Source organism: Novosphingobium sp. FW305-C-30-35 (assembly GCF_058783135.1).
Genome location: NZ_JBYSYJ010000001.1, coordinates 2,932,895 through 2,946,206, shown reverse-complemented (window position 1 = coordinate 2,946,206; position 13,312 = coordinate 2,932,895). Strand labels below are relative to the sequence as shown.

Annotated in this window: 9 protein-coding genes; 2 read left to right on the top strand and 7 right to left on the bottom strand. The window is 63.5% G+C overall.

Translation table 11 applies throughout. The features are described 5' to 3' along the window. Positions 1-72 precede the first annotated feature (72 nt). Entirely contained in the window at positions 73-999 is a 927-nt protein-coding gene (locus AC3WLM_RS14575) for a Vgb family protein (RefSeq protein WP_492477751.1), read from the top strand. Between the two features lie 191 nt (positions 1,000-1,190). Further along, positions 1,191-2,609 carry a sensor histidine kinase gene (locus AC3WLM_RS14570; protein ID WP_052242420.1) on the top strand — a complete coding sequence of 473 codons (1,419 nt, stop codon included), beginning with the start codon at positions 1,191-1,193 and terminating at the stop codon, positions 2,607-2,609. Positions 2,610-2,611: 2 nt separating this feature from the next. Here the strand turns inward: AC3WLM_RS14570 and AC3WLM_RS14565 are convergent, their stop codons facing one another. From AC3WLM_RS14565 to putA, 7 genes are all read right to left on the bottom strand, one after another. Beyond that, a complete protein-coding gene (locus AC3WLM_RS14565; RefSeq protein ID WP_492477750.1) occupies positions 2,612-3,124 on the bottom strand; it encodes a hypothetical protein in 513 nt (170 codons plus the stop codon). Between the two features lie 125 nt (positions 3,125-3,249). Beyond that, positions 3,250-4,905 (bottom strand): FAD-binding protein, encoded by a 1,656-nt coding sequence (locus AC3WLM_RS14560; protein WP_492477749.1) that lies wholly within the window; start codon positions 4,903-4,905, stop codon positions 3,250-3,252. Positions 4,906-4,944: 39 nt separating this feature from the next. After that, a complete protein-coding gene (locus AC3WLM_RS14555) occupies positions 4,945-6,294 on the bottom strand; it encodes an aromatic ring-hydroxylating oxygenase subunit alpha (protein WP_492477748.1) in 1,350 nt (449 codons plus the stop codon). Between the two features lie 13 nt (positions 6,295-6,307). Next, positions 6,308-7,354, bottom strand: coding sequence for a nuclear transport factor 2 family protein (locus AC3WLM_RS14550; RefSeq protein WP_492478135.1), 1,047 nt, complete (start codon positions 7,352-7,354; stop codon positions 6,308-6,310). Positions 7,355-7,656: 302 nt separating this feature from the next. Beyond that, complete coding sequence (locus AC3WLM_RS14545) at positions 7,657-8,136, bottom strand: hypothetical protein (RefSeq protein ID WP_492477747.1); 480 nt, start codon at positions 8,134-8,136, stop codon at positions 7,657-7,659. Positions 8,137-8,416: 280 nt separating this feature from the next. Further along, positions 8,417-9,469: an IS110 family RNA-guided transposase gene (locus tag AC3WLM_RS14540; protein WP_039338337.1), complete on the bottom strand. Its 1,053-nt coding sequence runs from the start codon at positions 9,467-9,469 to the stop codon at positions 8,417-8,419. 249 nt (positions 9,470-9,718) lie between these two features. After that, positions 9,719-13,312 carry a trifunctional transcriptional regulator/proline dehydrogenase/L-glutamate gamma-semialdehyde dehydrogenase gene (gene putA / locus AC3WLM_RS14535; protein ID WP_492477746.1) on the bottom strand — a complete coding sequence of 1,198 codons (3,594 nt, stop codon included), beginning with the start codon at positions 13,310-13,312 and terminating at the stop codon, positions 9,719-9,721.

Sequence of the window (13,312 nt, the reverse complement as noted above, 5' to 3'; positions counted from 1 at the left end):
CGAGACTTATTGAGCCAAAGGCGAAATTAGTCGCAGCGGGGAGGGTTTCCGGAGCTGTCAGGAAGAAAACAGATGCTTCGCAAACTGCTTCTCGCCGCCGCCGCCCTCGTCCCCACCCTCGCCCACGCGCAGGTCGAACAGGCGCAGACCGTTCCCGGTTTCGCCGATTTCCTCGCCGTCGATGGCGACGCTGTGTGGGCGACCAATCGCGGCAAGGTCGAAAAGTGGTCACGCACCGGCAAGCTTGCGGAAGTTGCCGTCGCCCGCCCCTGCGGTGCGCTGACCGTGGCGTTCGGTTCACTGTGGGTCGCCAACTGCGGCGATGGCTCGCTGGTGCGGATCGATCTCGAAACCGCGAAGATCACCGCCACGATCCCCACCGGAATTGCCAACCAGAAGCAGGGCGAGCTGATCGTCGCCAATGGTGCCGGCTCGATCTGGCTGGCGAGCAAGCCCGAAGGCGCGGTCGCTCGCGTCGATCCCGAGACCAACACGGTCGTCGCCTCCATCCCGGTCGATCCTGATACCTGGTACGTGACCTTCGGTTATGATGCCGTCTGGGCGGTCAGCGCCACGAAGCAGACGCTGCAGAAGATCGATCCCGCCACCAACACCGTCGTCGCCCGCGCTGCGCTCGGCACGATGCCGGGCTTCCTCGCTGCGGGCGAAGGTGGCATTTGGGTGCAGGAACAGGGCGATGGCACACTCGTTCGCGCCGATCCGGCCACGGGCCAGGTCGTCGGACGGGTCAAGGTCGGGGCCAACCTCAAATGGGGTGATATCGACACCGGCGGCGGCAAGGTCTGGCTGCGCACCACCGACGATCAGGTCTGGGCGGCAATCGATCCGGTGACCATGACCGTCGCCCAGCGTGGTGGAAAGCCAGCGGGCAGCGGCGCACTGCGTTATACGCCCAAGGGCATCTGGACCTCGGCGCACGATGTGCACACGCTGTCTTGGTGGCCTGCAAACGGATTGGCGACCGCGGCCAAGCCATGACCTGTCGCAGCTCATCGCAGGTTCGCTAACCTATGTTGTGACATGCGCGCCAGCCGCGTTTCACTTTGCCATAATTGACGCTTTTTCAAGGGTTCAGCATCGCGCAGGGATTGCCACGCAGGCAAACTCGGGCAAGATGAGCATACGCAGTCATCCGGCTGCGCGTGCACCTGCCGAAAGGGTGATGGGGGATGCAATCGGGTCGCCAGCAAGGCGAAGCGCACCTGTTTGGTCGATGGCCGTTCTCACTGTGCCATGTTTTTCTCGGCCGCCCCGTTCCTGGCGTACTGTCCGCCATCGGCCTGATCGCATTCGCTCTCGTGGTTCGGCTCGCCATGGGCACGCCGCCACCTGCGCCGCTTCTGCCCTTCTATCCGTCAATTGTCATCGCGACTTTTCTCGGAGGCCGCTTACCAGGCTATATCGCGGCGACTCTGGCATGGATATGCGCTGGCTATCTGTTCCTGAATTCCGGGACGGGCCTTGGCATGCAGCCGGGCGCGCCGGTGGCCATGCTGGTCTATATTCCCAGCACCATAATCGTGCTCGAAGTCGTCCACTCGCTCTGCACCAGCGCGATGAACCTCATCGCCGCAAAAGAGGCGCTTGAACGCGAAGGCCGCGATCAGGCCGAACAGAAGGCGCACCTCCTTGGCGTGATCGACGAGTTGCAGGCAATCTATGACGAGGCTCCTGTCGGCCTTGGCCTGCTCGATGGCGATCTCAAATTCGCCCGCATCAACGCGGCTCTTGCGGATATGAACGGGTTTTCAGCCGAGGATCATCTAGGGCAAAGCGTGTGGGATCTTCTCCCCGACTTGCGCTCCTCGGCGGAACCGCTCTTGCGCAAGGTCCTGGAAAGCGGCGAAGTGCTGCGCGGGGTGGAGATCACCGGCGAGACACCGGCAAAGCCAGGCGTGAAGCGCACTTGGTCGGAAGTGTTCTACCCCGTTCACGGCCCAGACGGATTTCGGCGGGGCGTAGGTATTTTCTGTGTCGAGATCACCGACCTCAAGCAAGCGCGCGAACGTGAGGATCTGCTCACGCGTGAAGTCGATCACCGCGCCAAGAACCTGCTCGCCGTGGTCCAGTCGATCGTCCAGATGATGAAAGCGCAGGGCACAGTCAGCGAATTCAAGGATGCCCTGATCGGTCGCATTTCCGCCATCAGCCGCGCTCACAGTCACCTGTCGGAAAACCGCTGGAACGGCGTGCCATTGCAGGCGCTCATCTCAGACGAACTGACGCCTTACGGAATCGAGTTTGCACTTGGGGACGAAACCTCCAACCTCATTCTGACGTCTGCCACGGCCCAGGCGCTGGGCATGGTTCTGCACGAATTGGCGACGAACTCGGCGAAGTATGGCGCGCTCTCGACCGAGGGCAGCGTCGAGGTTACCTGCAGCAGTTCGTCCGAGGACGACGCGGCGCTGGTGCTGAGATGGGCAGAAGCGGGCGGCCCAGCCGTTGCAGAGCCTTCCGCAAAAGGCTTTGGTACAAGGCTGATAGAACGGTCGGTCACCCACGGCATCGGGGGGAAACTGGATTACCAGTTCCGCCCCGAAGGTGTATTCTGCGCCATCAGCATTCCGCGTACGGCGCTGCGTTAAGGTCAGATCATCCGTGGCGTGGTCGCGTTGTGGCCGCCATTGCGGTGCAGGATTTCCGTTACTTGATTACTGTCGGCGAAGTCGTCCTCGACCGTCACAAGAACGGCTCCATCCTTCATCCGGTCGTTGTAGTAGGTCGCGTCGGCCTCATCGATGCCGTGCTTGGTCAGCACCTCGTTCAACGAACCGCCAATCGCGCCAAGCGCCGCGCCGATGCCGATAGCCTCGGGTACCGCCGAAGCCGCGATCGCGCCAGCCGCAGCCAAGGGTCCGACGCCGGGTATCGCCAAGGCTGCAACGCCTAACCCTGCGCCCAATGCGCCGCCGCCGATTATGCCGCGCAACACATTGCGGTGATGTTCGTCCGTCACCTCGCCATCGCCAGAGCGTGTCGTGGTCGTGCCTCTGTGGTGCGCGATGACTGACATCTGGCTGTCGCGCACGCCAAGGCCGCGGAGATCTCCGACGGCGCGTTCCGCTTGTGCGTGGTTGTCGAAAATGGCGGATGCGGGCATTGCTGTCTCTCCTCTGGGTTTGAGCCGAGAGAAGCTTCTGTTCATCCACCAGTTCCGCCCCGAAGGACCAAGCGGTCACCTTGTGCGATGGCCATGCTGGCAAGCACGCCGCAAGCCAACATGGATCAATGGTTGGAGATGTGCGAACCGAGATGCTTGCCCGCTAGATAGCCGAAGGTCAGCCCCGGCCCCAGCGTACCGCCGGCACCGCCGTAGACCTCGCCCAGCACGGCCGCCATGGCATTGCCCGCCGCGTATAGTCCGGGAATGGGATTGCCGCTCCAGTCCAACACTTGCGCATCGGCGTTGGTCTTCGGGCCGCCTGCCGTACCCAAAGCTCCCGCCTCCATCTTCACCGCATAGAACGGTCCCTGATCGATCACCCCAAGCGTGCGGTAGGGAGGGTCGAACGCCATGTCGCCCCACATGTAGAAGTTGTCATAGGTGGTATCGCCGCGGTTGAAATCGTCGTCATGACCGTTGCGAACCATCTGATTGAAGCGCGCAACTTCGGCCTCCAGCCCTGCCGGATCGATGCCGGCCTTCTCCGCCAGTTCGGCCAGCGTTGCCGCCTCGATGGCGTAGCTCGGTGTCGGGCTTCCCGGCTGCGAATTGAACAGCGGGTACTTGTCGCGGTAACGCTGGTCGATGATCAGCCAGTAAGGCAGGTTGGCATACTCATGCGTGCCGCCCTCGAAGGCATGGAGCGACTTGCCCAGCGCGTTGTAGTTCGCCGCCTCGTTGACGAAGCGCTTTCCCTTGCGGTTGACGAGGATCGCGCCGGGACGGGCGCGCTCGTCCGAGCCAAGCATGTAGTTTGGCTTGGCGTTGCGGTGCTGCGGCTTGAACTCCAGTACGCTCTGCATCCAGAACGCGTTCTGCATGTTGCCAAGCTGCGCGCCAGCCTCGATCGCCATGAGCAGGCCGTCGCCTTCGTTCTCGGGCACGCTCACCGGGCCGGTGAGTGGTCCGCGGATGAAGGCCTTGACCAGCGTCTCGTTCCATTCGAACCCGCCAGTGGCGATGACCACGCCGCGCCGCGCCCGCACGCGAAAGTCCTTGCCGTTCGCGTCCTCGGCCACGACGCCGATTACCCGCTCACCATCCTTGACCAGCTTGCGCGCGCGCTTCTCGAATTCCACCGGAATGCCCCGTTCGATCACGCCAAGGAACAGCGAACCGACCAGCGCCTGTCCCAGCCCGCGATAGTCGCCTGCCTCGCGCTCGGCCAGCGTCGCCTCGTCGAGCGTGCCGCGCGTCGCCTCGATCAGGCTGCCGCGCAACGGGTAGGCCATCTTGCTGGGGTTCACCCGTGCTGCCCACTTGCCCAGCCGGGCAAAGCAGAATGCCTCGTTGTCGAGCGAGCGCCCGCCGTCGGGCTTCGCGCCCGGGGAATAGGGCTGATAGTCCGGGAAGTCTGAAAAGGAACACATCCGCACTGGCGTATTCTCTTCCAGATAGCGCAACATCTCAGGCCCGCCCTGCATGAATGCCCATAGGGTTTCGGGGTCAAGCGCCCCCGGCGCAAGACCGTCAAGGTAGGCAACGACGTCCTCGTCCGAATCTTCGATCCCTGCGGCGAGCTGGTGATGATTGCCCGGAATCCACAGCATACCACCGGACATCGCAGTGGTGCCACCGACCATTCCGGAGCGCTCGAGGATCACCACCTCCTTCGCGCCGTGGTCATGCGCCGCAATCGCCGCCGTCAGTGCTGCACCGCCCGAACCGAGCACGACAACATCCGCCTCGCGATCCCACGTCATCTCATCACCACTCATCGGGTCTCTCTCCGGGAAATTCTTCTTGGCTTGATGGTGTCAGCGACCTTGCCGCCCTTCGATCCAGTCGTTCAGCACTTCGTGGAAGAACCGGATGCGCGTCTCCTGATCGGAGAGATAGGCGTCGGTGTACCCACGCGAGTGCATCCCCGCCTGCATTGCCTCGGCCAGTTCCATATCCTGATAGACGATCTGCCCGGCAAGTTCCGGAACCCCGCGCCCGCCATCGAACACGCGGTGCTCGCACTCGGCCACTTCGCGCAAGGGTTTCATCCCCGCCATGATCGACTGGACCTCGCTCTGCCCCTCGACCGGAAAGGCCATGCACCACAGGTCGAAATAGCATTTCTCCGGATCGGTCGCGTGGGGTTCGCTGCGGAACAGGATCAGGTTGTCGGGCAGGAAGCTGATCGTCACGTTGGGGAACATCACCGTATGCGGGCTGTCGGTGATCTCCTCGTCGTCCATGTGCTCGTAGTGGAGATAGCCCTTCTCGCGCCACAGCTTCTGCTTGGCCGCCTTGAGGTCGAGCCAGCCCTGCAGCGCGAAGTCCTCGTAACTTGCGTAGGACGCAGGATCGATGTCCCACTTGGCCAGCTCCGCCTCGAACATGGCATTGCCGCCGCCCTCAGGCCGGTCAGTCAGCGACGGGCGCATCGGCTGCACCGTGCGGCCATGGCCCCTGGGCCACATCTCGTGCCGCGCGGAATCCACGTCCTGGTCGATCCACGGCGGCACCTGCGGGTGCGCGGTGCGGGTGTGATAGCTTTCCGAGAAGTTGTCGGTAACGAACTTCCAGTTGGCGTTGATCTCGATCCGGTACCACGCCACCCGCACGGCCTTGTCCATCGGGTAGTTGCGATAAAGCTCCGGCATCGGCTCGAGGAAGTCCATCAGCGACGGGCTGTCGTCCGCCATCGAATACCACACGAACCCGCCCCAGATGTCGCAGCGCAGTTCCTTCAGCTTCAGCTTTCCGCAGGGGTTGCCCGCCTTGAAATCGACGTCGGCGTCCTGCGCGTGCCTGAGCACGCCGTCGATGCCCCACTTCCAGCCGTGGTAGGGGCAGTGGAACGCCTCGACCGAGCTTGAATCATGGACCATCCGCATCCCGCGATGGCCGCAGGAATTGTAGAAGGCCCGGACCGTGCCATCTTCCTGGCGAACCGCGATCACCGATTCCTTCATGAAGTTGTGCACGAGGAAATCCCCGGCTTCGGGAATGTCAGCGGTGCGCCCGGCAATATGCCAGATGCGCGTCCACATGTGGTCCCATTCCTTCTTCGCAAACTCGGCGGAGAAGTAGCGCTCACCGGTGATCGGATCGCCGCGCAGGTGCGAAGGATCGCGCCCGTCCATCGGCAGGGGAACGTGTCCGCGAATGCTCATCATGCGTCCTTCCTCAAGCCGCCCAGTGGGCATAGACAGGGTCCTGCCGACCGAAGCAGCCCCGGTTGGTCAGCGCCTCGTAGAAGCCGTCGCGCTGCATCGTGGATTCGTGCGAATGGCTCCAGTCGGCCACGAAAGTCCGGCTCTGGATCAGCCAGCGCCCGTCGCGGCGGACATAGCGGTCGATGTAGCGCCCGCCGGTCAGCACCTCGGTCCCGGCCTGGACCATTTGCGCGATGACGTAGTGCTCGCCCACCGCCTCGTCGCCGCGCACCTCGACCCATTCGTTCGCCACCGAATGGAAGCACATCTCGAGATTGGCAGAGACGAACGCGGTGATCTCGCGGGCAAAGTCCTTACCCGAACCGTTGACCACGCCTGAAATCACCGTCGAATCCTCGGTGAAGATTGAGGCGAGCAGTTCGGCATCGGCCCGGTCCACCCCCCGCGCATAGGCCATGCACAGATCGTGGATCTCGGCGCGGGCGAGCGCTGCCTCCAGCGCGGCTTCCTTGTTCGGTGACGTGGACATCGTAGTATTCCTTGCACTTGCGGCGTGGAAGGCGAGCAGCGCCCGGCCCGGATCGGCGGCACCCTTGCCGCCAGCGGGGACGAAATGTTCAAAGCCTGTAGGCGGGTCGGAGCGCACGGCGCTGTTCGGGCGGTTGACGTTGCCGTCGAGGACATAGGTCCGATGGCTCAGCCGCCATTCCCCGTCGCGGCACTCCAGCCGGTCAAGATAACGCCCCAGCACGAAGCGCTGCAGTTCCGCTTCCTCGACATAGGCAATAACATAGGACTCCGCTGTGGCCCGCTCACCCCGGACCCTGGTCCAGCAGTTGGACGTGCGATGCAGCGTCGGCAGCACCCCCTTCTGCGCGCCCGCCAGAATCTCCACCAGCGTCGCCGCAGGCCCGGCATAGAACCCGTAATCTACCGTCGCATCGGCATGATAGGCCGAACCCAGCAGGTTCGCATCCGCCCGGTCGACGCCCCGGCTATGATTGGCCAGCGCATTGAGAATGCCATGGCGCGCGATCAGATCGTCGGCAGTCAACACCCGGCGCAATTCCCCGCTCTCCCGGCCCTGAAAAACAAGACCTTGCATTGCGGCCACCTGTAAATCCGGCAACCTTGCCGGTTTCATCGCAGACAGGCGCGCGCGATGCCTACTGGCCCTTTTGGCAGGATGGGATGAAGCGAGCTCGGATCCTCCGCTAAATCCTCCCCATTTGTGCTCCGCAAAAACAGGGAGGATCAGCGGCGGCTTCCGGGCAATCTGATCCATAAAGCAGTCAGTCAGGACACGACGCCATTGCGGACATTGTTCAACCCACGAAATTGGTGATTAGGTTTTGATTTTTATGGCGTTGTGACCGAATATGAGTTTACGCAAGTCTCAGTCTCAGCCTCGCTAAATGCTTCAAATCCTAAGCGAGTTCTGGTGGGAACGAACTTATCATTGTAAAAAGACCAAACAGCGCGTCTGCTGCCCTCGTAGGTATTGTGACTTTGCGGATTGTCGTTTGCCAACTCTAATGCGAAGTTTGCAGTAAGACCTTGGCAGATACCGTCAAACTTACGATCCCAAGCGATCTGCTTGGACGCCTCGAAGTCCCAATCTTTCATTGACTTGATTAATTTTAGGCGGGCTCGGCCACTTTTACATTCAACTGCGAAAAGGCAGGCACCGTTGCCCGGTGCGCGGTTCGCGATATACGAGTTCGCGGATTGGATGAGTTTATCTTTGGAAAGCTGAGACCAGCTTTGGTAGCGCAGCCCGCAATTAACTGGTCCAGCTATTAACAGCAAAATCGCAAATGGAAGGGCAAGAGCCAGCATGCATCCGTGTTGCGTGACGTTGAAGCGCATATTCTCAAAAATGTATGACCCGCCCTGTCCATGCAAGGGTCGATCGGTGGTGACGGTGCCAGTCTGCACAAATGTATCCGGCCTCTCGCGAGTGGACCGCTGTTGCGGCCAGGCCTTGATGAGATCCGCGCGTATCGTTCTCGGATAAATGCTTCGGGCTGGTAGCCCGTTTTTTTGACGGAGCTTACGATACGCAGGTCAACTGTTTCGTCATCACGCTCACGAACCTCGCAGTCTGTAGCGGTCCAGATCAGCCGAAGGCTGGATCCCTCCGCTCGTAACTGGCACCGGGCTTCGTCAGCACGACCCACAAGATGCGGGCGATCTTGGCTGCCAAGGCGACGGTGACCTTGTTCTTATGCATTCGGCGTTCCAGCCCATCAAGCCATGGCCCCAGGCGGTCCCGGCTTCGGTCGAGATGCGTCACGCAGGATCTAGCTCCGTGGATGATCATGCGCCGGAGGTACTTGTTGCCACGTTTGCTGATGCCGAGCAGCCTCGTTTTGCCCCCAGTAGAGTACTCCCGTGGCACGAGCCCAAGCCATGCCGCCAGATCGCGAGCTTTGCGGAACTGACGCCCCGTGCCGGCCGATGCAAGCAAGGCGGTGGCCCCCAGTGGGCCGACACCGGGTACAGTCATTAAGCGACGGGCCGTATCGCTGCGCGCTGCGATAGCTTCGATCTCGCGGTTCATGGCGGCGATGCGCTGTTCGAGATCGCCGAGTTCCCCGAATACCTCAGTCAGCATTCGGCGCATGGCGGGCGTGAGCTCATTGTCCATATCCCCGAGCACCCGTGGCATGTCGGCTTTGAACTTGCCGGCACCTTGGTGGATTGCGATGCCGTATTCCAGGCAAAAGGCGCGCATCTGACTGATCAGTCGCGTGCGATGAGCGATCATCCTGTCCCGGACGCGGTGCAGAGCCTGCAGGTCAATCTGTTCCGGCGACCGGATCTCCACGAAGCGCATCGTCGGCCTGGTTACCGCTTCTGCGATGGCTTCGGCGTCGATGATATCGTTCTTGTTCGACTTCACGAACGGCTTCACGAACTGTGCCGGCACGATCCGCACAATGTGACCCATCGCTTGAAGTTTGCGCGCAAGCCACTGCGAACCGGGACACGCTTCCATCCCCACCAACACCGGCGACGCACGCTCAAAGAACTGCAGCAACGTCTCCCGTCTGAAGGTGGCTTTCTGGATCGGTGCGTGAGAAGCATCGAGGCCGACGACGTGAAAGACCGTCTTGCCGATGTCGATGCCGAACACGGCTGCATCTCTTGGCTTGTTCCGTATGCTCATTGCATCCTCCTTCTTGATCGCTCGACTGTGGATGGAAGGACAGGGCGGGTCATCCCATTAATGCTTATTGTCGGCGCACAAGGAGATTGGAGCGTATACTGGCAGCTAACCACCCCAAACCAGCCATTCAGCCCGCAACGGTGAGTACCCAAAACCCGTCGTCCCGGACCTGATCCGGGACTTGGCTTTTCTTGCTTCGCACGCCCGCTCAAATCGCAAGCGCGCCTCCCGCGTTACCAAAGGCCACCCTCACCCGATCATCATCAGACTCGCATTCCCCCCCGCCGCTGTCGTGTTGATCGAGGTCGAGACTTCCTCCAGCAGCCAGTCGCAGTTCCACGCCAGCGGCGCTCCCGGATCGGCCGCATGGACGGTCACGATCGGCCCTTCCATCCCGGCAACCTGCGCCAGCACCGCTCGCACCCGCTCCGTCCCGCCTTCGACCAGCGCGACCGAATAACCCTCGCCCCCGGCAGCAAACCGCCGCGCCACGCTTTCCGGCAGCCCGTCCGGCAGGGCCATCCCCTGCACCACGCCGCGATTGCCGGTGGCGAGCACCGCCGCCATCTGCTCGAGGAGGCCCTCGCGTGTCTCAGGGACAAGCAGCACGGATCCGCGCGGATGCAGCGCATAGAGATTGCGCTCACCCACCGGCCCCGCCAGCTCCAGCTCCGCCCCCAGCGCCGAGGCATCGGCATAGCGCCGCGCCTTGCGCGCAAGCTCGGCCTCGCCCTGCGCGTCGAGCCAGTCGGCAAGGTCCTGCGCTGCGCCCGGCACGCGCCCCCCGCGCTCGGCAAACACTGGCGCGCGGCTGACCAACCGCCCGAGATAGAGCGGCCCGCCCGCCTTCGGCCCGGTTCCCGAAAGCCCGCGCCCGCCGAACGGCTGCACGCCGACAATCGCGCCGATCACGTTGCGGTTGATGTAGATATTGCCGACGCGAATGCGCGCGGTGACGTTCGCGACCGTCTCGTCCAGCCGCGTGTGCAGGCCGAAGGTCAGGCCATAGCCGGTGGCGTTGATCTCGTCGATCAGCCGGTTCAGCCCTTCGCGCCGGAAGCGCAATACGTGCAGCACCGGCCCGAACACCTCGCGGCCAAGGTCTGCCATGGAGCCGATCTCGATGATCGTCGGCGCTACGAACGTCCCTTGCGCGCACTCGTCCGGCAGCGCCAGCTGGCTCACCGCAAGTCCCTTTGCCCGCATCATCTCAATGTGTCGCTCGATATTGCCCTTCGCCTCGGCGGTGATGACCGGCCCGATATCGACATCGAGCGCATCGGTCCGCCCGATCCGCAATTCCTGCAACGCCCCCTTCAGCATGGCGAGCGTCCGGTCGGCCACCTCTTCCTGAAGACAGAGCACCCGCAGCGCCGAGCAGCGCTGGCCGGCGCTGTCGAAGGCCGAAGCGATGACATCGGCCACAACCTGTTCGGCGAGCGCCGAACTGTCGACCACCATCGCATTCTGCCCGCCCGTCTCGGCGATCAGCGGGATCGGCCTGCCATCCGCCGAGAGCCTGCCCGCCAGTTGCCGCTGGATCAGCCGCGCCACTTCGGTCGATCCGGTAAACATCACCCCAGCCGTCTGCTCTGCGCCCACCAGCGCCGCCCCGATCGCACCATCTCCGCAGACCAGTTGCAATGCGTCCTCTGGCACCCCGGCCTCGTGCAGCAGGCGCACTGCTTCGGCAGCGATCAGCGGCGTCTCCTCGGCGGGCTTGGCCAGCACCGCATTTCCCGCCACTAGTGCCGCCGCGACTTGGCCGGTGAAGATCGCCAGCGGGAAGTTCCACGGGCTGATGCACACCACCGGCCCCAGCGGCACTTGCGCCGCGCCGAATGTGGCCCGCGCCTGCGCGGCATAATAGCGCAGGAAATCAATCGCCTCGCGCACTTCGGCAATCGCGTTGGGCAAGGACTTGCCCGCCTCGCGCATGATCAGCCCCAGCAGCACCGGCATCCGCGCCTGCATCACGCTTGCCGCCCGCTCCAGCTTGGCCGCCCGGCTTGCCACCGGTTCCTGCCACCAGCGCGAAGCCGCCGCCCGCGCCAAGGCGGCGACCGCCTGCTCGGGCGAGACTTCGGCTACATGCCCCACAACGTCGCCGTGATCCGCAGGGTTGAGCACTGCCCGCCCTTCTCCCTCACCCGCGCGCCAGTCCACCGCCGCGCTCGCTTGAAGATCCCGCGTCAACTTTTCCAGCACTGCTTCGGAGGCCAGATCCAACCCTGTCGAATTGCGCCGGTCGGGATAGATGTCCGTCGGCAGTGCAATCCCGTCATGCCTCGCTCCGGGCCGCGGCATCACCTGCACCACCTCAACCGGGTCGGCGACAAGCTCGGCCACAGGCACTGACGGGTCGCCGATGCGGTTGACGAAGCTGCTGTTTGCCCCGTTCTCCAGCAGGCGCCGCACCAGGTACGCCAGCAGCGTCTCGTGCGTGCCCACGGGTGCATAGATGCGGCATGGCCGGTCGAGCTTGTCGGTGCCGACGACTTGGGCGTACAGCGGCTCGCCCATGCCGTGCAGGCACTGGAATTCATAGTCTTCCGGTCGATAGTCCGGCCCAGCCAAATGATAGATCGTCGCCAGCGTCTGCGCGTTGTGCGTCGCGAACTGCGGGAACACCGCATCGGGCGCGGCCAGCAATTTGCGCGCGCATGCCACATAGGCAACATCGGTGTGGACCTTGCGGGTATAGACCGGGAAGTCCTCCAGTCCTTCCACCTGCGCGCGCTTGATCTCGGCGTCCCAGTAGGCGCCCTTGACCAGCCGCACCATCATCCGGCGTGCCGACCGCCGCGCCAGATCGATGATCCAGTCGATCACCGCCGGGCAGCGCTTGCCATAAGCCTGGATCACGAAGCCCAGGCCATTCCAGCCCGCCAGCTCCGGATCGGTCGCCAGGCTTTCCAGCAAGTCAAGCGACAGCTCCAGCCGGTCGGCTTCCTCGGCATCGATGTTCAGCCCGATGTCATAGCCCATGCACAGCTTCGCCAGCGTTTTCACCCGCGGCAGCAGCTCGTCCATCACCCTTCCTGCCTGCGCCCGCGAATAGCGCGGATGCAGCGCCGAAAGCTTGATCGAGATCCCCGGCCCCTCGATAATGCCGCGCCCGGACGAAGCCGCGCCTATCACGTGGATCGCCTTCTCGTAATCGGCATAATAGCGTGCCGCATCCGCCGCCGTCGTCGCCGCCTCGCCCAGCATGTCATAGCTGTAGCGGAAGCCCTTCGCTTCCAGTTCACGCGCGCGGCCCACCGCCTGCTCGATGGTCTCGCCGGTCACGAACTGCTCACCCATCATGCGCATGGCGAGGTCCACGCCGCGCCGGATCACCGGCTCACCGGCCCGCGCCACCAGCCGCGTCAGCGCCGCGCCAAGGCCCCGATCATCGACGCTGCTCACCAGCTTGCCCGTCACTGCCAGGCCCCAAGATGCCGCATTGACGAAGAGCGAGCGCCCGCCGCCAAGATGCGCGCTCCAGTCGCCATCGGCGATCTTGTCACGGATCAGCGCATCGCGCGTCGCCGTATCCGGAATGCGCAGCAGCGCCTCGGCCAGGCACATCAGCGCCACGCCCTCTTCGCTCGACAGCGAGTATTCCTGCACCAGCCCTTCAACGCCCGTGCCGCGATGCTCGCTGCGCAGCGCCGTTACGAGATCGCCTGCCGTCGCACGAATGGCCGCGCGCATGTCCTCGGGCAACGTCGCCGCGCGCAACAGCGGCGCGAGAGCCTCGGCCTCATCGATCCGCGCCGCAGACGTAATCTCACGGCGCAGCGGCGTGGCAGGGCGGGCAGGCGGGGCGAACGAGGCGAAGGGCGTGATCATGGCCAT